Source organism: Blastococcus saxobsidens (genome assembly GCF_010682065.1).
Lineage (GTDB): Bacteria > Actinomycetota > Actinomycetes > Mycobacteriales > Geodermatophilaceae > Blastococcus > Blastococcus saxobsidens_B.
Window position 1 is genome coordinate 1 of the sequence record NZ_JAAGWG010000046.1, and the last position, 22439, is coordinate 22439.

20 protein-coding genes are annotated in these 22439 nt (G+C 70.8%); 4 read left to right on the plus strand and 16 right to left on the minus strand.

The annotated features are described in order from the left end of the window. The 3 genes from GCU60_RS19150 to GCU60_RS19160 all read right to left on the minus strand — a co-directional run. A partial coding sequence (locus GCU60_RS19150) for a hypothetical protein (protein ID WP_204262329.1) occupies window positions 1-465 on the minus strand: 465 nt, incomplete at its 3' end. Continuing rightward, window positions 456-797 carry an NADH-quinone oxidoreductase subunit A gene (locus GCU60_RS19155; protein ID WP_163208130.1) on the minus strand — a complete coding sequence of 114 codons (342 nt, stop codon included), beginning with the start codon at window positions 795-797 and terminating at the stop codon, window positions 456-458. The genes GCU60_RS19155 and GCU60_RS19150, both read right to left, overlap by 10 nt. Before the next feature lie 178 nt (window positions 798-975). Further along, window positions 976-1353 carry an ArsR/SmtB family transcription factor gene (locus GCU60_RS19160; protein WP_163208132.1) on the minus strand — a complete coding sequence of 126 codons (378 nt, stop codon included), beginning with the start codon at window positions 1351-1353 and terminating at the stop codon, window positions 976-978. A 118-nt stretch (window positions 1354-1471) separates the two neighbouring features. Here GCU60_RS19160 and GCU60_RS19165 point away from each other — a divergent pair, with 118 nt between their 5' ends. After that, the gene (locus tag GCU60_RS19165; protein WP_163208134.1) at window positions 1472-1879 is read left to right on the plus strand and encodes a four-helix bundle copper-binding protein; all 408 of its coding nucleotides are present in this window, start codon (window positions 1472-1474) and stop codon (window positions 1877-1879) included. 506 nt (window positions 1880-2385) lie between these two features. Continuing rightward, entirely contained in the window at window positions 2386-2982 is a 597-nt protein-coding gene (locus GCU60_RS19170) for a DUF305 domain-containing protein (RefSeq protein ID WP_163208136.1), read from the plus strand. A 314-nt stretch (window positions 2983-3296) separates the two neighbouring features. Here GCU60_RS19170 and GCU60_RS19175 read toward each other — a convergent pair whose 3' ends face one another. From GCU60_RS19175 to GCU60_RS19190, 4 genes are all read right to left on the minus strand, one after another. Further along, entirely contained in the window at window positions 3297-3563 is a 267-nt protein-coding gene (locus tag GCU60_RS19175) for a heavy-metal-associated domain-containing protein (RefSeq protein ID WP_163208138.1), read from the minus strand. Window positions 3564-3981: 418 nt separating this feature from the next. After that, on the minus strand, window positions 3982-4911 hold the full coding sequence (locus tag GCU60_RS19180) for a F510_1955 family glycosylhydrolase (RefSeq protein ID WP_239521452.1): 930 nt from the start codon (window positions 4909-4911) through the stop codon (window positions 3982-3984). A 125-nt stretch (window positions 4912-5036) separates the two neighbouring features. Then, window positions 5037-5669, minus strand: a complete 633-nt coding sequence (locus GCU60_RS19185) for a DUF305 domain-containing protein (protein WP_163208140.1) — start codon at window positions 5667-5669, stop codon at window positions 5037-5039. Window positions 5670-6364: 695 nt separating this feature from the next. After that, window positions 6365-6679, minus strand: coding sequence for a hypothetical protein (locus GCU60_RS19190; RefSeq protein ID WP_163208142.1), 315 nt, complete (start codon window positions 6677-6679; stop codon window positions 6365-6367). 221 nt (window positions 6680-6900) lie between these two features. Between GCU60_RS19190 and mobF the strand changes: the two genes are divergently transcribed. Beyond that, window positions 6901-12504, plus strand: a complete 5604-nt coding sequence (mobF, locus tag GCU60_RS19195) for a MobF family relaxase (RefSeq protein WP_204262331.1) — start codon at window positions 6901-6903, stop codon at window positions 12502-12504. Window positions 12505-12743: 239 nt separating this feature from the next. Then, on the plus strand, window positions 12744-13637 hold the full coding sequence (locus tag GCU60_RS19200) for a hypothetical protein (RefSeq protein ID WP_163208147.1): 894 nt from the start codon (window positions 12744-12746) through the stop codon (window positions 13635-13637). A 63-nt stretch (window positions 13638-13700) separates the two neighbouring features. Here the strand turns inward: GCU60_RS19200 and GCU60_RS19205 are convergent, their stop codons facing one another. The 9 genes from GCU60_RS19205 to GCU60_RS19245 form a co-directional block, all read right to left on the minus strand. Next, window positions 13701-14348: an Abi family protein gene (locus GCU60_RS19205; protein ID WP_163208149.1), complete on the minus strand. Its 648-nt coding sequence runs from the start codon at window positions 14346-14348 to the stop codon at window positions 13701-13703. 181 nt (window positions 14349-14529) lie between these two features. Next, entirely contained in the window at window positions 14530-14904 is a 375-nt protein-coding gene (locus tag GCU60_RS19210; protein WP_239521453.1) for a hypothetical protein, read from the minus strand. 104 nt (window positions 14905-15008) lie between these two features. Continuing rightward, window positions 15009-16529 carry a type IV secretory system conjugative DNA transfer family protein gene (locus tag GCU60_RS19215; protein WP_163208153.1) on the minus strand — a complete coding sequence of 507 codons (1521 nt, stop codon included), beginning with the start codon at window positions 16527-16529 and terminating at the stop codon, window positions 15009-15011. An 11-nt stretch (window positions 16530-16540) separates the two neighbouring features. Continuing rightward, on the minus strand, window positions 16541-17839 hold the full coding sequence (locus tag GCU60_RS19220) for a hypothetical protein (protein ID WP_163208155.1): 1299 nt from the start codon (window positions 17837-17839) through the stop codon (window positions 16541-16543). Then, window positions 17839-18147 carry a hypothetical protein gene (locus tag GCU60_RS19225; RefSeq protein WP_163208157.1) on the minus strand — a complete coding sequence of 103 codons (309 nt, stop codon included), beginning with the start codon at window positions 18145-18147 and terminating at the stop codon, window positions 17839-17841. Before GCU60_RS19225 ends, GCU60_RS19220 begins: the two co-directional genes overlap by 1 nt. Then, the gene (locus GCU60_RS19230) at window positions 18144-18764 is read right to left on the minus strand and encodes a conjugal transfer protein (RefSeq protein WP_345770709.1); all 621 of its coding nucleotides are present in this window, start codon (window positions 18762-18764) and stop codon (window positions 18144-18146) included. Before GCU60_RS19230 ends, GCU60_RS19225 begins: the two co-directional genes overlap by 4 nt. 54 nt (window positions 18765-18818) lie before the next feature. Further along, on the minus strand, window positions 18819-19988 hold the full coding sequence (locus GCU60_RS19235; RefSeq protein ID WP_163208159.1) for a M23 family metallopeptidase: 1170 nt from the start codon (window positions 19986-19988) through the stop codon (window positions 18819-18821). After that, complete coding sequence (locus GCU60_RS19240; protein ID WP_163208160.1) at window positions 19985-21490, minus strand: ATP-binding protein; 1506 nt, start codon at window positions 21488-21490, stop codon at window positions 19985-19987. Before GCU60_RS19240 ends, GCU60_RS19235 begins: the two co-directional genes overlap by 4 nt. Continuing rightward, window positions 21487-22439 (minus strand): SCO6880 family protein (locus GCU60_RS19245; protein ID WP_345770710.1); only part of this gene is annotated, 953 nt, incomplete at its 5' end. The genes GCU60_RS19245 and GCU60_RS19240, both read right to left, overlap by 4 nt.

Consider the following 22439-nt stretch of genomic DNA (forward strand, 5'->3'; position numbering starts at 1 on the left):
ACCGCCGTGGTCCATGCCCTCGTGACCACCGCCGTGGTCCATGCCCTCGTGACCACCGCCGTGGTCCATGCCCTCGTCCTGGGCGTCCTCTTTCTCGTCCTTCCCGAGCAACGAGGCCGGCGACGGCCGGCCGTCCCCCTTCGTTCCTGATTCGGCCGGCCGGACCAGCGCAGCTCGGCCCTGGTCCAGAGCAACGGCGAAGTCCTCGGTGCGCTGCACGTCCACTCGGTGCCGCGGCTCGAGGACCTGGCTCCACAGCACCTCGACGGCTTCTGCCAGCTCGGGTCCGGGTAAGCCGAGGACGACCAGCAAGTCGGTGTCCGCAGGCGACACGGCGCACGGCCAGCCGCGCCGGTCCAACTCGGCCTCGACGGACCACCGGAGCATCGTCACGCCCGGGGCGTCGACGAGCAGCACCCGCGGCCTCGCCAGCGCCCAGGTCCGCAGCCGAGCGATCACGTCCATCGCAGCGCACCTTCACGCCAGACGTACGTGACACCGACGAGCAGCACGGCGAGGAAGCCGAACATCTCGACGACGGCCGTCGTCCCCATGTCCGCGACCACGACCGCCCACGGGTACATGAAGATCATCTCCATGTCGAAGGCCAGGAAGAGGACCGTGACCGCGTACCACCGCGCGTGGTAGCGGGAGACGGCGTGCTGCTGTGGGAGCAGGCCCGACTCGTACGGCAGCACGGCGGCGGGCTCCCGGGCGGTGCGCAACGCCGCCGACAGCGCGTACAGCCCGACGATCCCGGCCCCGACCAGGGCGGCCAGCGACAGCAGCGCGACCATGGCGCTCTCCTCCCCTCAACGGAGATGCCGCTGGGAGCGGCCGGTATCGGGCCGGGGATACGACAGCGATCATCCGGACGACCGTCCGGGTGTGGCCGACTGTAGGGGCGGTCGTGGATGTTCGCGCGGCGACGATCACCCCGCCTTTGGCAGCCGTGCCAGCGTCGACACCCAACTGTCAGTCGTCGTCCGGCGCCGCTTCCGAAAGGACGACCAACTGGCGGAGGCAGTGTTCCCGCAGCGGCTCGGGGAAACCCTCGGCCAGGCGGTAGAACACGACGCGCCCCTGCTTCCGGTTGGTCACCAGTCCCGCCGTGCGCAACAACCGGAGCGCGTACCCCACGGCGTTCTCGTTGGCCTCCAGGGCCAGTGCGAGATCGCCGACACAGAGCTCGTCCACCATGTCGAGCGCGAACAGGACTCGGGCCCGGGTGGGATCGGCCATCAGGCTCAGCACGCTGGTCAGCTGGGCGACTTCCTCCCGGCTCGGCAGCCGGGCACGGGCGTGCGCGACACGTTCCGGGTCGACCGGATGGGCGTGGTCAGGTTCAGACATCGAGAAACACCTCCAGGCCGCCCATACCCGTACGGGTCTGCGGGTACCGCCGGAATCGTCAGCGCCCGATCCGGGCGACATCCGAGCCAGCCGGCGCCGGCAACCCGAGGAGGCAACCATGACCGTGGCAGCCCAGATGCTCGACACCTACCCCAAGGATCTCGGCGGGGTGGACAAGCAGAAGCTGCTGGCCTGCATCGAGGCCTGCTTCGAGTGCGCCCAGGCCTGCACCGCCTGTGCCGACGCCTGCCTCAGCGAGGACAAGGTCGCCGAGCTGACGAAGTGCATCCGCACGAACACTGACTGCGCCGACATCTGCGACGCCACCGGCCGCGTGCTCTCCCGGCACACCGGCTACGACGCCAACCTCACCCGGGCGGTGCTCGAGGCCTGCGCTGCCGCCTGCAAGGCGTGCGGCGACGAGTGCGAGAGCCATGCCTCGATGCACGAGCACTGCCGAATCTGCGCCGAGGCCTGTCGGCGCTGCGAGCAGGCGTGCCGAGACCTCATCGGCTCGCTGGGCTGACAGGCACTGCACGGTGGGCCGGCCCCGACGGCGCCAGGGCAAGAGCGGCCTAAACGACGCCCCGGGGCCGAACCATCGCTCCAGCGGCGCTGATCGTCGAGCTGCCACCGCCGACCGCCGAAGGCATCGTGGTCACAACGACACCCGACGCCATCGCCTCCACAGATCGGCTCGCTCTTCGTCCAGTCGTCCGGCGTCGCGGGCTGATGTCGCCCGGTCGATGCCGAACAAGTCGGCACTCATGGCGAGTTTGTCGTGATCGCAACGCCAGCTGTCCCGACGGCGGTACCGACTCTTCGGTTTACCCGTATGACCGTACGGGCATTCGGGCGATCGACGTACGCCAACCAACATCTACCCATGCAGCGGTCTCGCGCCTCGGCCGATACCGCTGCAACAACACACATGTGACGTCGCAGGCTGCGGCGAACGGCTCGCGTGACGATGCAGTCATTGGTTTGCGGAGTTCCTCCCCACCGATGACAGCCAGGACGGAGATCGGATCCATGGCGACCAAGAAGAGCGACGAGACGAAGGAACACGGTCAGGACGGCGGCATGTCCCACGAGACGAAGATGTACCTGCGCTTCGCGGCCATGATCACGACGTCCATGGTCGTCATGTACTTCACGATGTTCGCCGGCACGTGGGAGTGGAGCCACGTCCAGTTCAGCCAGAGCCGCGTGTTCATGGCGGTCACCATGGGCGGCACCATGGGGTTGATCATGCTCGGCTGGATGCTCAACATGTACAAGAACATGAAGGGCAACATCGCGATCGTGGCGGTGAGCCTCCTGCTGCTGGGCGGCGGCATCGCGCTGGACCGCAGCCAGGCCACCGTGCAGGACTCCGCGTGGATGAACGCGATGATCCCGCACCACTCGCTAGCCATCACCCGGTCCGAGCGCGCCGACATCACCGACGTCCGGGTGTGCCAGCTCGCCGTCGAGATCATCAAGGCCCAGGAGCGCGAGATCGCCGAGATGGAGTGGCTGATCCAGGACATCGAGGAGAACGGGGAGGCCGCCACGGCCGAGGAGGCGCAGGCCCGCGGCGTTCCCGACTTCGAGGGTTCGGCCCTGCGGGACTGCGCGTCGGAGTGATCGCGGTAAGGGCGGCCACATGTCCCTGACGGTGACGACTCGAGCAGGGGTCTCCAGCCGGTGGTCACGGTCCCGGTCTCGTCCGGGACCGTGACCACCCTGAGCACCTTCGGGCCTATGATGAGGACGCGGAGCTGCGCCACGGCCGGCACTTACAGCGCGACGGCTCCCGAAGGGGCGCCATCCGAGTCGTGCCGACACAAGGCCACTTTCGGTCAGCTGCCTGCGGTGCCGCCGCCCGCGTGGCGGACGTCGGAATGGGCCGGCGATGGGCCGCTAGCGGTACCCCACGAACAGCCTCCGGGCGCAGACTTTCAGCTGCAGCCGCAGCCACACCCGGACGTCTGCTCTCCAGCCCCTGCGAGCAGGTTGACGGGCTCGGCTACCTGATACCCGGCTTCTTCAACGGCAGTGCGCACGGCACCGTCGTCCACATCGGCCACGGCGCTGACGGTGAGTCCACCGGTGGCGAGATCGACGCTGACGTCGGTGACGCCGGGAACCTGGCGGACCTCTTCGGCCACGGAGTTGACGCAGTGGCCGCAGGTCATGCCGACGACGCTGTACGTGGCGGTACTCATCTCGAATTGTCCTTTCGATCCCTCATGGACGTGCATTGCCGTGGATGTTCATTCTGGTGGTCCTGTTCCAGGAGCGGACCCGGCAGGCGATGGCCTCGATCACCTCGCGGACCTTTCGTCTGCCTCGACCACGGGCTGGAGGCCTCGAACCTCCCCTTCCATCCGACGAAGAGCCTGAGGCAGTCGTCCTTGCGCTGGATAAGCCGCGAGACTGCTGGCCTCCTGTGTGGCCCGACAGGTTCCTACACCGACCGACGCATACCCCCTGCCAGTACCTACACCATGAGACCGTATACCCCCGGGGGGTGTAATGCAACGACGCACCGAGTACTCACCCGAGGAGGACCTGGGCGGGCATCGACCGGGGCGGCAGATAGAGAGCTGTTCGGCTCCCAGTGCTGACTCATCCCGCCACGCCTCAGTCCCCCAAGACCACATCAAATGTGAGTCCGCCGTCGTCCGACTCCACCAACGCCGTGGCCGTCACGACGGCGATCCGCAGCGAGCCCCCCGCCGAGGAGGTCGCCGCCACAGCCTGCGGGGGTGATTCCAGCTTGGGCCCCGCCTGCCAGGTAGCGGCTCCGTCCGCGCTCGTCCACACCGAACCGGACGGGTCCACGCCCGCGACGTTCATGCCGTCGTCGGCCCAGTCGACCACCTGGAGGAGCGGTGCACCGTCGTTCCGGACCCAGGAGCTACCGCCGTCGACGGAGCTGAGGAGACCCTGCTCAGTGGTGGCGAGGATCGTCCGCCCGTCCGGTGCTGCGGCGAGTGTCGCCGGAGCCGCCGGAATCAGTAGCTGCTCCCACTCGTCGCCGTCGGCGCTCCGCACGAGGGAGCCGTCGTAACCGAGGACCCCCGCATCGCTGACCGTCAGCGCATGGAAGTCGGACTCGCCCTGCCGGGATCGCGGTTCCCACGTCCGGCCGCCGTCCGTCGACTCGATCAGCCCGACCGGCTCCGGCAGGTCGACGTCCGGCCCGGGATGCCCGGAGGCGAGGAAATGCCCCGGTCCGCGGACAGCGAAGCCCATCAGGTCGATGACCGGCCCTATATGGGTCGACTCTCCGTCATCGCCCACTCCGAAGAGCCCGTCGTGCGTGGCCAGGAGAAGTTGCCCGTCAGCTGGGTCGATCGCGACACCGTGGATATGGCTGGAGGGGAGCATGCCGGCCGTCACTCCGTCCGGCTCGGTCTCCGACTGCGCGGTCGAGGAGGTGCAACCCGCGACAAGCAGCGCGGAGGCCGCCGCCACAGAAAGCGCTCTCGCGATCCCACGAACTCGAGCCATCGGGGAACGACGAGCGGCATGAACAGATGTAGCCGGGCGACGCAGGTCAGAACGCATGGGGTGGTCCTTCGAGACGGAGCGGCTGATGACGAGGGAGCGCTCCGGCCCGGTGGCCTGGAGCGCGCAGAGCTGTCGACGAGTGGCGCTGTCCCGCGTCCGGAACAGCGCCACCCGTCGCGGCGTCAGCCGCCCAGCTCGGTCAGCAGCGTCTGCATCTCCTGGATCTCAGCGGTCTGCGACTCGACGATCTCCCGAGCCATCTCGACGGCGTCCTGATCAGAACCGTCGGCGATCTCCGTCTCGGCCATCTCCACGGCGCCCTGGTGGTGCGGAATCATCATGTCCAGGAACATGCGATCGAACTCAGCGCCGGAAGAAGAGTCCAGCGCCGTCATGTCCTCCTCGGACATCCCTTCCATGTCCATGCCGCCGGAGCCGTGGTCCATGCCGCCCATGTCCTCCTCGGGCAGCGGCTCGCCCCACTCCTCGAGCCAGCCGGTCATCGTCTCGATCTCCGGCCCCTGCGCCGCCTCGATTCGGTCGGCCAGGTCGATCACCCTCGGGTCGGAGGCCCGGCCGTCGGCGAGCTGAGCCATGCGCAGGGCCCCCTCGTGGTGCGGGAGCATGCCCTGGACGAATGCGACGTCGGCCTCGTTGTGGGTGGTCGCGCTGGCGGAGCTGGTGGCGCCGGCACTGCGATCGGCACCGTCGTCAGCTCTGGTGCCGTCGCTCCCACCGGAGCAGCCGGCGAGAACGACGGTTCCTGCCAGGAGTCCGCCGGCCAGGCGGACGAGTCGTGCGGTCGTGCGAGTCATCAGAATTCTCCTGCAGTTGTAGGTCATAGGCGTGCGCGCAGGACCCGACTGAGCTATGGGCGGAGTCGGGTCAGGGCATTCGGCCTAGATCCGCAGAAGACAGAGAGCGGACAAGTCCGGTGGTCGAGGGACCCTCGACCACCCGGTGTGCCACATCGGAGAAGGAGCCCGAGCGCGAACGCTCGATGCCGATGCTCGACCGATCAGCGTTGCCGCAGCCAGCGCACTCACGCCAGTGAGGACCACGGCCAGGCAGACCGCCATCAAGGCCGAGCCGTGGGGCGGAGAACCGTCCGGAGAGAGATTGGCGGCGACGGCCATAGTCATTGCAGCAGACATCGTCGCGGGCGACAGGTGAGGTGCGGCGGCGAGCGCTGAGTCGATTTCCACCGCCTGCACGGACAGGGCAGACGGGACGTGTCCTGCTTCGGTCATCCCGTGGTCGGCGACGTCGGTCGCCATGCACTGGACCCCGTGCATGCTGAAGACAGCAGCGAGCAGTAGCAGTGCCCACATGCGTCGCGCCGACATGCCACCCCCCCCCCAAGGACTGAAGCCAGGCTACTAGCGCGTGTAGGACTGGCCGCCACCTCTGGTTGAGCCGCCTCGAAGCGCCGCGACTCCGCCAGCCGTCACAGCGGATCCTCGTCCGCTCCACGGGGAGGACCACTGGAGTCACTTCGGTCGATTTCGCGTCACTTGGCTGTGGCCGCCGGTCGGTCGGTCGTCTTCGTCAGCCGCCGGACCTCGGCGGGATCCAGCTCCAGCAGCGCGGCCGCTCGCTCTGCGGACACGTCCTCGGCGAGCAAGGTACGGAGCGTCTCGCCGAGTGCCGCCGTCGCCACTGCCAGGGCCTGCTCCGCCTCGCTTCGCGCCTCCAGGGCCACCAACGCCTCCGCCGTCGCCTCCTCGACCCGACGGTCGTGCTCATCGCGGGCGGCGTCCAACGCCCGTCGTCGCTCCCGCGCCTTCGTCAGTGCTGCCGCCTGTCGACCCACCGTTCTGGCCACCGCTTCCTCCGCTCGCCCAGCTGACCGACCGCCCGGATCGTCACACGGCCTCATGACACGGCTGCCGACCTGAGCGTCACCCCAGCAGCCCGGCGACCAGAGCAGGCGTCACCCCACCCTCTGCGACCTGACACACCTCATGCATCACGGCCCGAACCGCCCCTTGTCGATGCTTCGCGCGGCCGGACCGTGGCAGAGGTGACCGCGACTCTCGGGTCGTGATGACGCTGCACAAGCTCACCGCGGGGGACGGATACACGTATCTGACCCGCCAGGTGGCGGCGCACGACACGACCACCCGCGGGTTCGACAACCTGGGTGATTACTACACCGAGAAGGGTGAGGCTCCGGGCGTCTGGATGGGACGCGGGCTTGCCGCCGTGCCTGATTTTCCGGTTGGTGACCGGGTCACCGAGGCGCAGATGGTCGCGCTGTTCGGGGAGGGGCGGCACCCGAACGCCGATCAGATCGAGCGCGCCGCGCAGCTCGCCGGCAAGGACCCGCAGCAGGTCGATCAGGCCAGCCGCCTGGGCGCGCCCTACCGCATTCACGAGCAGGCCAACATGTTCCACCGCCGCTCGGCCGGGGCGTTCCGCGACCGCAACACCGCGCTCGGCCTGCCCGCCGACGCCCCCGTGCCGGCCGACGAACGAGCCCGCATCCGCACCGAGCTGGCGACGACGATGTTCTTCGAGACCTACGGCCGTCCGCCCGCCGACGCCCGCGAGCTGTCCGGCCATCTGGCCCGCATCTCCCGGCAGGCGACCACCGCGGTCGCCGGGTACGACCTGACGTTCAGCCCGGTCAAGAGCGTCTCCACGCTGTGGGCGATCGCTCCGCCAGAGGTTGCCGCCGTCATCGAGCGGGCGCACGCCGACGCCGTGGCGGACGCCTTGACCTGGTTGGAGGACCACGCCGCCTACACCCGCACGGGGCGCAACGGAGTGGCACAGGTGGAGGTACGCGGGCTGATCGCGGCGGCATTCACCCACCGCGACTCGCGGGCCGGCGACCCGGATCTGCATACCCACGTGGCCGTCAGCAACAAGGTGCAGACCCGCGACGGGCGGTGGCTGGCGCTGGACGGTCGGCTGCTCTACAAGAACAACGTCATCGCCTCCGAGCGGTACAACACCCGCCTGCAAGCCCTGCTCACCGAGCGGCTCGGCGTCCGCTTCGCCGACCGCCCCGACGCCGACCCGAGCAAGCGCCCAGTTCGGGAGATCGTCGGCGTCGATGGCGAGCTGCCCAGCCTCTGGTCGTCGCGTCGGGCGTTGATCGATAGCCGCCGCGCGGAGCTGTCGGCGCAGTTCCAGGCCGACCACGGGCGGCCGCCGACGCCGAAAGAGGCCGTGTCCCTGGCGCAACGGGCCAATCTTGAGACCCGGCAGCGCAAGCACCAGCCCCGCTCCTACGCCGAGCAGCGCGCCGCCTGGCGCACCGAGGCGCTGGCGGTGCTGGGCGGGGAGAGCGGCCTGCGCGACTACCTCCGCGGTGCACTCGTCCCCCGCCGCGGACCCGAGGCGAAGCGCCCGACTCGCAGGTGGGTCGACCAGACCGCCGAGCACGTGCTGTCGACGGTGCAGAGCTCGCGCGCGATCTGGCAGGTGAACCACGTCCGCGCCGAGGCGGAGCGGCAGGCCCGCGCCGCCGCGATCCGGCTGACCGACCTCGACGGAGCCATCGACGCCGTCGTCGACAGAGCGCTGTCCCTGTCGACGGCGTTGGGCAGCCGCGGACCGGTGACCGAGCCTGCGGCGCTGCGCCGCTCGGACGGCAGCTCGGTCTACACCGTGGCCGGTTCGACGCCGTACACCTCGACCGCGATCCTCACCGCCGAGCGCGCCATCCTTGCCGCGGCCGGACGACGCGATGGGCGCGTGGTGCCGGCCGCGGCCGTCGACGTTGCGCTGCTGGAGGCCACCGCCAACCGGGTCGAGCTCAACCCCGGCCAGGTGCAGCTCGTCCGCGAGCTGGCCACCTCCGGCGCCCGGGTGCAACTGGCGCTGGCCCCGGCGGGCACCGGGAAGACCACCGCCCTGCGTGCGCTGTCCGCGGCGTGGCGGGCCGGCGGCGGGAACGTCGTCGGCCTTGCTCCCTCGGCGGCGGCGGCCGCGGTGCTGGGTGAGGAAGTCGGCACCGACACCGACACCCTGGCCAAGCTGATCCACGCACTGGCCACCGGCAACGCCGTCCCGCCGTGGGTCGAGCGCATCGGCCCGGACAGCCTCGTGGTCATCGACGAAGCCGGCATGGCCAGCACTCCCGACCTGGCCCGGGCGATCGCATTCGTCACCGAGGCCGGCGGGTCGGTCCGGCTGATCGGCGACGACCAGCAGCTGGCCGCGATCGGCGCCGGCGGAGTGTTGCGCGACATCGCCGCCACCCGCGGCGCAGTCACCATCTCGCAGGTCCTGCGGTTCACGGACCCCGAGACCGGCGCTCCCGACCACGCCGAAGGCGCCGCGTCCCTGGCGCTGCGCGACGGCGACCCGGCCGCCCTCGCCTACTACGTCGATCACGGACGGGTGCACGTCGGCGACCTGGCGACGGTCACCGACGACGCCTACACCGCCTGGTCGGCCGACCGCGCCGCCGGCCGCGACGCCATCATGCTGGCGCCCACCCGAGAGTTGGTCGCCGAACTGAACACCCGCGCCCGCCGCGACCGCCTCGCCCAGCAGAACGGCGCGATCGGTCCCCAGGTCACCCTCGCCGACGCCTCACAAGCCTCCGCCGGCGATGCGGTCATCACCCGCCGCAACGAGCGCACCCTCCCGATCAGCGCCACCGACTGGGTCAAGAACGGCGACCGGTTCACGGTCAGCGCCGGTTACGACACCGGCGCCCTCGACGTCGTTCACCAGCGCACCGGACGGCACCTCACCCTGCCCGCCGACTACGTCAGCGACTACGTCAGCTTGGGCTACGCCACCACCGTGCACGGCGCACAAGGCCTCACCGCCGACACCTGCTACACCGTCGCCACCGGCGAGGAGTCCCGCCAACTGCTCTACGTCGCCCTGACCCGCGGCCGGCACGCCAACCACCTCTTCCTCACGACCGCCGGCGACGGCGACCCGCACAGCGTGATCACCCGCGACGCGCTGCTGCCGCCCACCGCCGTCGACGTCTTGACCCGTGTGCTCACTCGCGACGGCTCACCGACCTCGGCCACCAGCCAAGCCCGCGAGCTGACCGATCCCGCCGCTCTGCTCGCTCGCGCCGCAGACCGGTACTACGACGCGCTCAATACCGCCGCAGAGGAGCGCCTGGGCCTGGAGGCGCTCGAGGCTATCGACGCCGCCGCCGACGCCGCGATGCCGGGCCTGACCATGCAGGCGGCCTTCCCCGTCCTGCGCGCACACCTGGCGTTGTGCGCCGTCTCCGGTCGTGATCCCTCCGATGTCCTCCGGCATGCCCTGACCTCGGATCGACGTCTGGACGACGCCCGCGATGTGGCTGCGGTCCTGGACTGGCGTATCGACCCCACCGGGCGCCACTCGGCCGAGACCGGCCCCCTGCCGTGGCTGCCCGGCCTTCCGAAGGCGCTCGGCGACGACCTCGAGTGGGGCCCCTACCTCGCCAACTCCGCCGACCAGGTCAGCTCACCGGCCGTCGACGTCGCCGCCCGTGCACGCGCCTGGACCCCCACCAGCGCTCCCGCGTGGGCGCGTCCGCTCATCGACCGCGATCCCCAGCTGGTCGCCGATCTCGCCGTCTGGCGCACCGCCCACAACGTTGACGACGCCGACCGCCGTCCCACCGGCCCGGCGCTGCCGCGCGCCGCTGACGCACGGGCCCAGCGAGCGCTTGACGACCGGGTCACGCGGCTGCTCGGCGACGGGCGCGCGCTCACCGCGCGCTGGGCGCCGCTCGTCGACAGCATCGACCCACGCATCGCCGGCGACCCCTACTGGCCGGTCCTGGCCGAGCGGCTCGCCGCCGCCGACCGCGCCGGCATCGACATCACCACGCTCACCCAGGCCGTCGCCGCCCAACGTCCCCTGCCGGACGAGCAGCCCGCCGCCGCGCTGTGGTGGCGACTGTGCGGGCAGCTCTCCCCCGCCGCGATGACCGCCACCGGCACCTCCGTCTCCGAGGCGCTGCGCCCGGACTGGAGCCCCGTCCTGGCCGACGTCGTCGGCCCAGCGGCCGCCGAGCGGGTGGTCGCCGACCCAGCCTGGCCCGCGCTGGTCGCCGCCGTCACCTCTGCCGGCGACGCCGGCTGGCAGCCCGACCAGGTGCTGTCCACGGCCCATGACCTGCTGCGCGCCGGTCATCCCGACGACGACCAACTGCGCCCCGACGAGCTGGCCACCGCCCTGGTGTGGCGCGTCGGCGTGCTCACCGACCCGGCATCCGCCGCACGCACGAACCCCGCGACGCCGCCTTCCGATTTCGAACACCTGCCTACAGCCGACGGAGTTGCCGACGATGACTGGCTGGCCAGTCTTGTCGAACCCGACGACACCGGACTCCTCCATGAGGACCTGTACGGGGACGACCCGGCCGCTGACGAGCATCACGTCTCGGCACAAACCGACCGCCGGGCCGCGAACCCGAGTCACCGAGCCGCAACTGACCGGGCTGACGAAGAGGGAATTCGCGTTGACCGGGAGCGCCTCCTGGAGCTCAACCAGCAGGCCGCCGACTTCTTCACCGCCAAGTACCGCGACTCCTGGGCACCGGCCTACCTCGTCGACCGGCTCGGCACCGGTCTTGCCGGCGACGAGCGGTTCACCGTCGGCTACGCACCCGACGGTTGGACCACGTTGACCAGCCACCTGCGCCGCCTCGGCGCCACCGACGCCGAGATCGTCGCCGCCGGCCTGGGCAGCTACGCCTCCACCGGCCGGGTCATCGACCGTTTCCGCGACCGGCTTATCTTCGCCATCCGCGACGGCGAGGAGATCCACGGCTGGATCGGCCGCCGCAACCCCGACCAGGACGGGGACCACGCCATCCCCAAGTACCTCAACACCGCCGAGACCTACCTGTTCACCAAGGGCAGCGAGCTGTACGGCCTGACCGAAGGAGCCGCTGAACTGGCCGCCGGCGCCGTCCCGGTCATCGTTGAGGGTCCCCTCGACGCGCTGGCAGTCACCCTCGCGGGCGACGGCGACTACGTCGGCATCGCGCCACTTGGCACCGCCTTCACCGATGCGCAGGCCGAGGCGCTACGCCCATTCGTCGGCGACGGAAGGTCCGGCATCATCGTTGCCACGGACGCCGACCGGGCCGGACAGCAGGCCGCCCAGCGCATCTTCTGGCAGCTCACTGCCCGCGGCGACGACCCCCGCCATCTCGTCATCCCGGCCGGCAAGGACCCCGCCGAGCTGCTGCAGACGGCCGGCGCCACCGCTCTGCGTCAGGCACTCGCGGCCTCCCCCAGCCTGGCCAGCGGGCTCATCGACGCCCGCGTCGCCGTCTACGCCGACCGGCTGGACACCGTCGAAGGTCAAGTGCACGCCGCTCGTCGCGCCGCCGAAGTCATCGCTGCCGTCCCGTCGACGAGTTGGCCGGTGCACCTGACCCACGTCGTGACCCGCACCGGTATCGCGCCCGACATTGCGCTGTCGGAAGTGTTCGACGCCGCCCACGCCCGAACGAAGAATGGTCGGGTTCCGGCAGGTGTAGTGCCGGCCGGCTGCCCGCCCGAGCCGGACTGGGACGCAGTGGCGGAGCCCTCCGTCTCCGAGGTGTCCGCAGCGGAGACGGGATCGGGATCGCTGGCCGGTAGCGCGCAAGCGGTCCAGCGGGCTGCCTCCGTCGGCCGACATCCTCTCCTCCCAACTCGGCCGACCACACGTCACCGGTTATGACCCCTAAGCAGATAGCTCGTGAGGTTGCCACCCGTCAGGGCCTGGCCTGACGGCGACTTCAAGGACACGTCCTGGCGTCCGGTGCGGACGGCTGCACGGGTCGCTCAGCAACCAGGATCGCAGTCGATGTACCCAGCATTCCGGGGGAGTCCGACACAGCGCCTCGCGAACGTATCGCCAAAGACTATACGGCCGAGTCGTGTTGACTCCCATGTCAAAGGTGATGGGAAGATTGCAGCATGCTCGCCATCTCCATCGTCGCATTGGTCATCTCGGCCTTCGCGCTGCCGTTTACTGTTTGGGCGGCACGCGCCGCGGCGAAACAAGCGAAGGCTGCCCATGATCAAACTCAGATTCAGCGTGAGCAGGTCGCTGCCGCACGCGAGCAAACACAGTTGCAACGTAAGCTTGCCCGAGATGCATCGCAGCCCTATGTATGGGCAGACATTCAGCCCGACATGCAGCAAGGCACCGTGATGCACGTCGTGGTCGGCAATAGCGGCCCCACTGTGGCGCGCAACGTGAGGGTGACATTCGACCCGCCCCTTCCAGCTGGCCAGCAGCAGTCAGACAAGGTCGAGAAGGTTCAACGCATACTCGCCACCGGCCTCCGATCACTCGCCCCAGGTCGGGTGATCCGATGGACGCTCGGTGCAGGCTACGATCTGCTCTCGACCGAGGAACCGCAGGTGCGCACCGTTTGTGTCGAAGGTGATGGACCTTATGGTCCGCTGCCTGTTCTCGAGATGCAGATCGACATTTCAGAGTGGCGGCAGTCCAGGGATGCGCCGGACGGCTCCCTACATCATGTGCGCGGGGCGATTAAAGACCTCACCAAAGCTGTCGACGGCGTAGGCAGGACAATGAAGCGTGCGGCTGACCGCCTAGAATACCCACCGCGAGAAACCTTCGAGCTCAACGAGATGGGCGACTCCTTCACCAGGAGGCAGCTCGCGTCTCCAACGCCCGACGATGAGACCGAGACGGGCACCGATCCAGCTCCATCATCACCACCATCGATTCCACAAATAATCGCGACGACGGAACCTTTAGCTCTCAGTGTTCTCGCGCGCGGCGTTGCGAATTCGCGCCGATGGGTGATGCACGGCGATCGCCGAGAGTCCAGACACTGATGGCGCTCCTGCAACCCGGCGGAGCCGCGATAGGATCAGCGCGGCTCGGCCCTAGCCTTCGTCCTACGGACGAGCGGTCAGCAGCTTGGGCACCGAGCTGGTGGCCTGCAGGTACTGACCCAGTTGGGGATCGAGGCGCGCGGCGAGGCCGGTCAGGTCGGCCAGGCGGCCGGCGACGTCGGTAGACAGCAAGGGTTCGTGGTGGGCCACGCGGTTGCGCAGTTCGTGAAGGCGACCCACCGGGCCGTCGACATGAAGGGCACGGTCGGTGCCCGACGGGAAGGCACGGTGCAGCGCGGGCACCCACAGCGTCTTCTCGTGCGCCGCAGAGCTGAGGTAGCGCCAGAAGCCGAACATGAGCTCGGCGACGATCTTCCCTGGCGGGGCGCCCGTACCGCCAGCGTTGGCGATGGCGTGGCGCAAGCTTTCCCGCGGCTTTTCGTTGACGTCGACGCGGCGTCGTCCGCGCCTGCGATAGACCGGCGCGAAGACGGTGTTTGCAGCCAGCGTCCAGTGCGGAGGACCCGGCCAGCGGGCGGACAAGGCGCCGTCGTATGCGTTGCGCAACCCGACCTCGACGTGCGCCAGGTCGTGCATCAGCGCCGCGCTGAGTTGGGCGTTCCACTCATACAGGGCCAGCGCCCGGTCTCGGTCCGCGCCTGTGGCGGCAAGGTAGACCGAGAATCGCGGGCTGCTCAGCCAGACCTCCACCCAGCCACCGGCCGGTGGGACGGCAGGCGGCGTCGGCGTTGTCATCAGAACCCATCTTGGCGTACAGTGCTCGCGAAAGCCCCGGTGGACCGCTGACCTCTGGTCACGTCGCCGGGGCTACGTCTTTTCCTTGCTTCCGTCCTCTCGCTCCCTTGTGGTGAGCCGCTGGTGCCTGCGCTGATCATCGCGGGGAGGCGTCGAGGGAGGCGGTGTAGCGGCTTTCGGCGGGCCAGTCCTGGTGCCGGCCGGTGCGGCAGGTGCTCTCCCCGAGTCTTTGAGCCATGCGCTCGCAGAACATCGGGAAGGCGTAGCGGTTCCATTCCTCCATCAGCTGGGGGCCTGCTGCGCTCTCTGCCTCCCACCGCAGCACCGCCAGCACCGGCAGCTCCCGGGCGATGTGGGCGTGGCGGGGCCAGCAGGCCGGGACCATCTGCACAGGCCGCCACGCGTACTCGTGATTGATCCATGCCACGACGTCGTCACACCAGCTCCAGACGGCTGCTCCCAGCTCCCCGGTGCAGGCGGCCGGCTCCCAGGGGCGCTCCAGGTCTGCCACGACGCCGGCTTGGGCCACTCCCCCGCGGTCGCCTCCACGCGCATTCCCCAGGAGCTCGAGCGCATGCAGCACCCCGAGGGGTGGCGGTGGGAACGGCAGGACGATCACCAGGACCGCGTCCCGGACAGCGGTGCGGCCGGCGGGTCGGCCCGGTCAACGTGCCGGCTCGGGCCGAGCCGGTGGTCGCGGGCGTAGGCCAGCGCGGCAGCCGTGCGCTGCTCGACGTCGACAGTGTCGGCACGGGCACCGCTGGCTCGCGCGCGGGCGGCGTCCAGCTCGGTGGCGAGCTGCTGGCCGTCCTTGCCGTCGAGGCAGCGCCGCAACCGGGCGATGATCGGCGGCGCGGTGCCTGCGACAACGAGGGCGTGCCGCTCAGGGATGCGACGGATGTCGCCGGGCCGCAGTACCCGCACGTCCTCGCCCGAGCGGGATGTGCCCATGCCGCCGGGCCCGTCGGTGACGGTCCGGCGGCTGACCCGCACATCGTCGAGCAGGTCGGACAGTTCCCGGTAGAAGTGGACGTCCTTGCCGCCGCCGAAAATGACGAGGTTGTTGGTGAGCCCGAACAGCGAGCGGGCCTCATCCTCGCCGTAGGAGACGACCATCTGTTTCCAGGTCTGGGCGGCGTAGATGAACGAGAGACCGACCGCGCGCTCGTTGGCCATTCGCACCCGCAGGGTCGGCAGCGGCGTGGTGGACGGCAGTTCGTCGAGACAGGCCAGGAAAGACGGGGTCAGCCGCCCGTAGGGCGAGGTAGTGGCGACGTGCAGAGCGGTGTCGAGCACATGCTCGGCAACCGCGGTCATCAGCGGTGCCGCCGAGGCGTAGGGGTCCTCCCGCCCGAGTAGGTACACCGTTCCCTGCCGGGCGATCAGGTCGGCCAGATCGGTCGCCGGCCGCCCGCGCGAAGGCACGCAGCGAGCCCTGATGTCCGGCTGGAAGAACAGCGCCATCGCTTGCTGGACCGTGGTCACCGTGTTGCCAACGGTGTCCGGACTGCCGTGCAGGGCGCCGATCAGCAGCCCGTCCCAGAACCGGGCTGCGTGCGGATGCTGCTGCAGGATCTCGGCGGGCTGCTCGGCGGCGACCGGGTTGGCGACCCACTCCAGGACGTGCTCCAGGGTGCGGCCGGTGAGTGCCGCCGCGTGCAGAAAGCCCTGCAGCACCTTGGCGGTCTCCGCGGCGTAGAACCGGGCGGCGTTGTCCTGCCGGCCCCCGGTGACCGCGCCAGCGACGGTGCCGGCGGCGAACGCCTTGGCTCGTCGCTCGGCGATCCGAGGATCGACGCAGCCGGCGACCGGATCCCACACCAGCTCCGGCAGTCCCGGCGCGGCGCCGAAAGGATCGAGCACCGCGACCGGGCGCGGCGGCTCGTCGGGGCTGGAAGGCCGCTGCCGCCGCCCGGCGGTCAGCAGCAGGTCGTCGACCTTGGTCAACGTCGCCAGCCCGGCGCCGCGGTGGGCCAGCAGGGCGGGAGCGAGCAGGTCGAGGGTCTTGCCGGACCCCTGCTCGCCGTAGACGCCGGTCGTGCGGTCGTAGCGGCACCACAGTTCCACCCCGTGCGGCTGGGAGGAGCGGCCCAGCCGCCAGCCGACGTCGGTCGGATCGAATCCTGACGTGAACATCCGACTTCCCTTCACCGTGCCCGGCTGGGCCCGGACCGCTGGGCTCGCGCCGCCTGCAGCTGCTGGTGGGCCTGCTGAATGGCCACGCTGAGCGCGACCGGCGTCTGCGGGTCGTCGAGCAGCGCCCGATTCGCGGCCCAGGCCCGGCGCGGGAAGCCGACCGTCGCGCGGGCGCCCGGATCGGCCGCCCGGTCGGCGACGGCGAGGGAGAGCAGCCGGGCGTTGTGCAGGGCGCCGGCGACCGGTTGCAGGTCGGTGGCGTTGACCCGGACCAGCCCGCCGGGCTGATATCCCCGCAGGTACGCGGCCACCCGCTCCTCGCGCGGCGGCACGTCCCGGGCGTAGGCGATCAGGGATCCATTGTCCGCCCAGGACCGGACGGTGCGGTACAGCAGCTGCGTGGCGAGCGTTGGCAGGTGCTGGGCCGCGGACGTGACTGATGCGCGCAGAGACGCCGTCCAGGTGGCCGGGTCAGGTTCGGCGGAGCGGAGGGCGGCATGGAGTCGACCGGCTGCGGTGACGCCGGATGGTGCGTGCTGGTGGAAGTGACGGCTGCCGTCGTCATACGGACGCAGGGATGCTCGGACGGCGCGCCAGGCGTCGGCCGCCGTCGTCTGACCTGCGGGTGGTGGTGCGTCGGTGGAGCCGAGGCGCTCCGCGGCGGAGCTGAGTGTCTGGGCGGCGATCGTGTAGGCCAGGACCTCGGTGACCGACGGCGGATCATTGGCTCGGGCCGTGGCCTGCAGAAGGACGCCGATGGCGTCGGGGACCACCCGTGCCGGGTCGGCGGACGCATCGACCGCGGGTCCGGGAACGGGACGGTCGAGGACGGCGACGTCGGCACGGGTCGGCGGTTGCAGCGCGGCTGTCTGCTGGACCAGGGCCGCCTGTCGCTCGACCTCGGCGTGCCACTGCGTCGCCGGACCCGCAGGCAGGCGGTGGGCGACCACCTCGGCCAGGGGCGTCACCGTCTCGGCTACGGCGGTGGCGACGGCCCACCGGCTGGTCACGGTGGTGTGGTCGTAGAGGACGCCGACGGTGTCGGCCGCGGCGGCCGCCAACCGGGTCAACGCCGACTCGGTCGCTGGAGCGCGGACGCCGAGCTCTGTGCAGGCGGCAGCCAGGGCGGCGACCTGCTGTTCGCGGCGATCGCCGGCGAATGGGGAGACGCCGTCGTGGCGCAGGTGAGCCAACGCCCGACCCAGGTGGCCCAACGCGGTGCCTGCATCAGCGCGCGCCGCTGCGCTGTCGTCCGTGGTCCGCGCCGTGTCGGCGAGGGCATCGAGCAGCTGCCCGAGCGAGGTGGCCATCAGCGTGGCGCACGCAACGCGCGGTGGCCGTGCTGAGCTGCAGCGAGGACGTCGGGGTGCGCGAAGTCGTCAGCGGGCAGGTTGCCGAGAATGCGCAGTGCCCACTCGACGAGCCGGTCGGGGTCGGTGGCGTCGGCGGTCGCGGGCACCGGGCCGCTGGGTGCGCGTAGGGCGGTGGCTGCGGCGAGGCAGTGCAGCTGCGCTGTCGGCCCGGCCTGGTCGTTCCGGGAAGCGGCGGCGAACAGTGCCGCAGCCTCGGCGCGGGCGGCGAGCAGATCAGGGTTCAGGCCGTCGTCGGTCGAGCTCATCGAGGGGTCTCCTTCACAGTGCGGACGGGTGGTGCCTGGTTCGACGGTGCTGGGGAGGTCGATCGGAAAGTGGTGCTCGGGACGGATCTGTGGGAGCGACCTCGGATCGCGCCGCCGCCTGTGGACAGGAATCGATGAAGGCGTCCCCGGCTGCCTCTGGACGGGTAGCGGTCCGGGCGGATGACCGCTCGCCCGGCGCGGAGCTGGCGCAACCCGAGGGCTTGCTCGGCCTCCCTGCGGGTGGCCATGCCGCCGCGGGCGTCGCCCGGGCGCCGGTGGCGGGCGACCAGGACAGCGGTGATGAAGGCGGCGGTCAATAGGACGAGCTCGGCGACGGCAACACACGCGTACACCGGGGTGGGCCTGGCGACCCGACGCAGTTGGTCGGGCGGCAGGCCGCGGCCGGGGTTGCCGTCCAGCAGTCCGCTGAGCACGTGGGTGATCGTCTCGGTGCCCTGCGGCCACACCCAGCCACCGCCCCACAACGCCGAGGCGAGCCCGAGACCGACCAGGGCCGCCAACGCGACAGCGATCAGGGCGCCACCGGCCGCGGCGACGGCCAGTTCCCATCCCCGGGCAATCGGCTGCGGATCACGACGCCGGAAGGGCGTCGTCACGCGCCGGCCCCGTTTCGGTGGTGGATGTCCACGTCCTTGTTCCCTCTCTGCCGGTCAGCCGTCGCTGGCTGCATGCAGGTCGACGCCGCGGCTGGCCAGCCACGGCACGGGATCGACGGACGCGCCGTCGAGGCGGACCTCGAAGTGCAGATGGACGCCGGTGCTGTTGCCGGTGGACCCCTGAAAACCGAGCAGCGCCCCGGCGCTGACGCGCTGGCCGGCGGTAACGGTGTAGGTCGACAGGTGCGCGTAGCGGGTGGTCACGCCGCCGCCGTGGTCGAGTTCGACGAGGTTGCCGTAGCCGGCCAGGCTCAGGTTGCCGTCGCGGTCGCAGTAGGCGCTGGTGCACGCGGCACGAACTACGGTGCCGTCGGCTGCGGCGTAGATGGGGGTGTTGCGGGGCCCGGCGATGTCGACGCCGGCGTGCAGAGCGCCCCAACGGGACCCGTAGCCGGAGGTGACGGTGCCGGCGGTGGGTTGGATCCATGATCCGGCCGGGACCGGCAGGCCCGGGCAGACGCCGGCCACCGCGTCGGCCGGGTGGGCCGCGGTCGCCTGGGCGGCCGGCCACAGCATGGCGGTCAGCTCGCGGGCGAGCGGCTCCCAGCGGGAGTACGCCGACCCGTACGCCGACACCTGCACGGCCTGCGCGGCCTGGGTGAGCGGGATGGCCCGCCAGTCGGGGACGGCCACCAGCCGGCGGTAGAAGGCCTCGGCGGCGTAGACGGGGTCCATCAGCTGGGCGACGGTGCCCCAGCCGGCGATCCAGCGCTGTTGAAAGGTGTTGACGCTGTCGTGGTCGGAGCCGAGCCCGTCGTGCGGGTACTGCAGGCTGGTGGCGGTCACCGCGGCCTGCTCGCCGGTGAGTTCGGGGCTGCTGCCGTCGTTGGCCAGCATCCGGATTCGCGACTCCTGGTAGGCGGTGGCCAGCGCCACGGTGGCCGCGTACGGGTCGAGTCCTTGTGTCGAGGCGACGGAGACGATGGTCTGCGCGTGACCCATCTGGACGGCGTCCAGCTCGGTGCCGGCGACCGTGGCGCCGGTGCCGCCGATCGAGCAGGACGACGACGCCGTCGCCGTTGACGCCTCCGGAGCGGCGAGGACCGCGAGAGGGATGAGCAGCAGGGTCAGTACGCCGAACACCGGGACGGCGACGGGAGCGGCGGCCTTCCACAGCCATCGCCTCGCGTATGCCCGCGCGAATTGCTCGACCGTCCCTCTCATGCCGGACGTCCCGTGAGGGCCTCGTTGGTGTCGGTCAGGCGCAGCTCGGGCTCGGTAAGGACGGTCTGCACCTTGAACGCCCGGTCGCCGACCAGCCACAAAGCCCGGCCCTTGCCGGCGATCGCCCATCCGGTGACCACCCGCTGGGCGATCGCAGTCAGCCCGAGCATGGTGGCGAGCTCGTCCGCGACGGCCTGGTCCTGGCCGTGCAGCACCTTGACGTCGCACAGGTGCAGCAGGTCCCGGGCGATGGCCACCGCCTGGGAGGAGGCGTCGCCGGCGGTGAGCATGTCCGAGGGTTTATGCGCTAGCAGGATCTGTACGTCGGCGTCGCGACGGGACAGCCGCAGGTTGGCGTCCAGGCTCTTCATCGCCTCGGCACCGAGGCGCATCTGCCGCCAGGTCTCGTCGCGGATGACGATGCGCAGGTCACCCGGATCCGCGATCTCGCGCATCGCCTGGCCCCAGGAATTCAGGCAGGTCAACGCGATGCCGACGGCCTGGTCACCGAGCGGCTCGAGCCGGGACAGCGACAGGGATTGGATGGGCGCACGCCAGTCGACCTCGATCGACGTGTGGTCGTCGAACAGCCCGGCCAACGAACCCTTCACAAGCGAGCCGAGGGCATCGCGCAGGGTTCGGGTGGCGTCGAGGAAGTGCCGCCGGTCGGCGTACCGGCAGCAGGCGACGAGTTCGTCGGTCGGCTCGTCCATGCCTCGCCACAGCTGCGGGATGGTGGGCTCGGTCAGCCGGGTAGCTCCGCTGCGGTAGCCGGTGAGCAGTCGCAGCGCCTCGCCGACGGCGGTCTCCTCCACAGGGCCGAAAGGGACGTTCTGTGAGCCGACGAGGCCGCGAATCAGCACCAGCCAGCGGGCGAACATGATTGCCTCGCGGCGGCGGGCCTCGGCGGCGTCGAGCTGCTCCCAGCCGTGGCCGAGCGGGCCGAAGGCCAGTGGGTTGACCCGGGCGGAGAGTCCGTGGCCGATGACGAACGGCTCCACGCCCAGCGCGCGGCACAGCGGCTCGTACTCGTCCTTGGTGTCGCCCAGGATCAGCGTGCGGTAGCCGTAGGCGAGCATGCGCAACGCGAAGGCCTTGACGGTGGCGGACTTGCCGCGGCCGGGTTTGCCGAAGACCACGACGTTCGGGTTGGTTACCGGGATGTCGTCGTCGGTGACCCAGCCGACCGGATCGCAGTAGAACGCCCCGCCCGACAGCAGGTCGATGCCCATCTGTGCGCCGGTGGGCGGTAGCCCGCTGCTGGCGATCAACGGCCACACCACCGGCGTCTGCTCCGACGTCATGCGCCACACCGACAGCGGCGCGGTCGCCGCCGCCCGGCCCCGGCCACGTCCGCGCGGCCCGCGGCGAGACACCGGCTGGGTAAAAGAGCCCCGCTCGCGTGGCGCTCTGTCCACGGTGGGTTGCGCTGGCAGTCGGTGGCCGAAGTCGTCGAGCAGGACGGCGACGTCCCGGCCCCGGCGGAAGCCGCGGCGGTTCATCGCCGTCCCCTGCGATCGGGCAGCCCCACACCGAGGGGTATGGCGGCGGCGGCAAAGCCGGAGTCCTGCGCCAGGTCCAGCCGCAACGGCACGAAGCCGGCGGCACGGATCGAGGCGGCGAGCCGGCGGCCGTGCTCGTCCACCGGCCAGGTGGCCGGGACGGTGACGCAGGCCGCGACGGCGGGACGGACGAGCGCCCGCCCGGCGGCCAGCTTCTCGTCGGCGGTACCGATCCGCTCGGTGTCCCGTCGCTGCCGGGCCCGCTGCCGAAAGCCCATGCGGGCGCGCAGCTCGTTGCCGGTGGTGGCACTCATGTCCTCCCGTCCGACCAGCCGGGTGGCCCGGTCCAGCGGCAGGGGGGCGAGGAACACTGTCAGACAACGCCGCTCCCCCGCCGTCGTCGGCACCAGCACCGGGGCCAGTGCGCCGAGCACCGCCCCGGAGTCAGGTAGCAGGATCGTGTCGGTGACCGACGCCCAGGCGTCGTGCACGTAGTGCCGCACCTCGGCGCGCGCCTGGGTGGGTCCGGCGGCGGCCATCGGCACCCCGGTCGCCAGCTGGGCGCCGTTGGCGGCGGCCAGGTCGGCGGCGATCAGTTGGCCCCGGTCGCCGGGAGCGAAACCGGTGCGCACCGCTGCAGCCAGTGCCGCCGAGTCCAGCCAGGTCACCGCGGTGCAGCCGACCGGGCCGCGCAACGCACTCTCGACCTCTGCCATCACCCCGTGCAGCACCCGGGCGCGGCCGTCCACCCCGCCGCCGCTCTCCTTCGCAGCCCGACCGATCCGGCTCTCGCCGACGACGACGGTCACGAAGGCCTCGGTGCGCACCGCGGCCGGAGTGAGGGTGGCACCCAGTAGCGCGTTCACCCGGGCGGCTAGGGCATGTCTCTTAAGTGCGTAGCCAGGTGATGATCGCGGCCAGGACGGCAGCAGCTCGGTAGACGATGGCG

Excerpts from the sequence above, each read along its gene's own strand:
- GCU60_RS19200 (WP_163208147.1), top strand. The coding sequence starts at position 12,744 with ATGCTCGCCATCTCCATCGTCGCATTGGTCATCTCGGCCTTCGCGCTG.
- GCU60_RS19175 (WP_163208138.1), bottom strand. The coding sequence starts at position 3,563 with ATGAGTACCGCCACGTACAGCGTCGTCGGCATGACCTGCGGCCACTGC.
- GCU60_RS19165 (WP_163208134.1), top strand. The coding sequence starts at position 1,472 with ATGACCGTGGCAGCCCAGATGCTCGACACCTACCCCAAGGATCTCGGC.
- GCU60_RS19155 (WP_163208130.1), bottom strand. The coding sequence starts at position 797 with ATGGTCGCGCTGCTGTCGCTGGCCGCCCTGGTCGGGGCCGGGATCGTC.
- GCU60_RS19185 (WP_163208140.1), bottom strand. The coding sequence starts at position 5,669 with ATGACTCGCACGACCGCACGACTCGTCCGCCTGGCCGGCGGACTCCTG.
- GCU60_RS19220 (WP_163208155.1), bottom strand. The coding sequence starts at position 17,839 with ATGGCCACCTCGCTCGGGCAGCTGCTCGATGCCCTCGCCGACACGGCG.
- GCU60_RS19240 (WP_163208160.1), bottom strand. The coding sequence starts at position 21,490 with ATGAACCGCCGCGGCTTCCGCCGGGGCCGGGACGTCGCCGTCCTGCTC.
- GCU60_RS19235 (WP_163208159.1), bottom strand. The coding sequence starts at position 19,988 with ATGAGAGGGACGGTCGAGCAATTCGCGCGGGCATACGCGAGGCGATGG.
- GCU60_RS19225 (WP_163208157.1), bottom strand. The coding sequence starts at position 18,147 with ATGAGCTCGACCGACGACGGCCTGAACCCTGATCTGCTCGCCGCCCGC.
- GCU60_RS19170 (WP_163208136.1), top strand. The coding sequence starts at position 2,386 with ATGGCGACCAAGAAGAGCGACGAGACGAAGGAACACGGTCAGGACGGC.
- GCU60_RS19180 (WP_239521452.1), bottom strand. The coding sequence starts at position 4,911 with ATGCGTTCTGACCTGCGTCGCCCGGCTACATCTGTTCATGCCGCTCGT.
- GCU60_RS19160 (WP_163208132.1), bottom strand. The coding sequence starts at position 1,353 with ATGTCTGAACCTGACCACGCCCATCCGGTCGACCCGGAACGTGTCGCG.
- GCU60_RS19215 (WP_163208153.1), bottom strand. The coding sequence starts at position 16,529 with ATGTTCACGTCAGGATTCGATCCGACCGACGTCGGCTGGCGGCTGGGC.
- mobF (WP_204262331.1), top strand. The coding sequence starts at position 6,901 with ATGACGCTGCACAAGCTCACCGCGGGGGACGGATACACGTATCTGACC.